This is a genomic window from Pseudomonas sp. 65/3-MNA-CIBAN-0223, assembly GCF_040310425.1.
In the GTDB taxonomy this organism is placed as follows: Bacteria; Pseudomonadota; Gammaproteobacteria; order Pseudomonadales; family Pseudomonadaceae; genus Aquipseudomonas; species Aquipseudomonas gregormendelii.
On the sequence record NZ_JBEOPV010000112.1, the window covers coordinates 1 to 277 of the forward strand.

A 277-nucleotide genomic window follows, 5' to 3' on the forward strand; every position below is an offset into this window, starting at 1 on the left:
GGCTCAGGGTTTTGATTGATGAGCTCTCGGTTATAATGGATTAGCTTCTCAGTAGGCAAACCTGTTGTCTTTATATCATCTTGTTTCACCACGGCTAGCGCACCATCGATTAGACTACCCTCTAGCTGTCGCCAGTGGTAGTTGGCATATTTGATGAGCATTGAGTGCTGCGGGCGATCGATATCTTTATTGGTGAGTTTAAGCGTTTGTGAGATATCGTTGATTATGGTATTAAATGGCTTTATCTTGGCAGTGTTTAACTCTTTATCCTTTAGAG

At 42.2% G+C, this 277-nt stretch carries 1 protein-coding gene; it reads right to left on the reverse strand.

The window, feature by feature from the left end; all coding sequences use genetic code 11:
- Positions 1-277: hypothetical protein (locus AAEZ09_RS28145; protein ID WP_350601624.1), on the reverse strand; the 277-nt coding region annotated here is incomplete at both ends.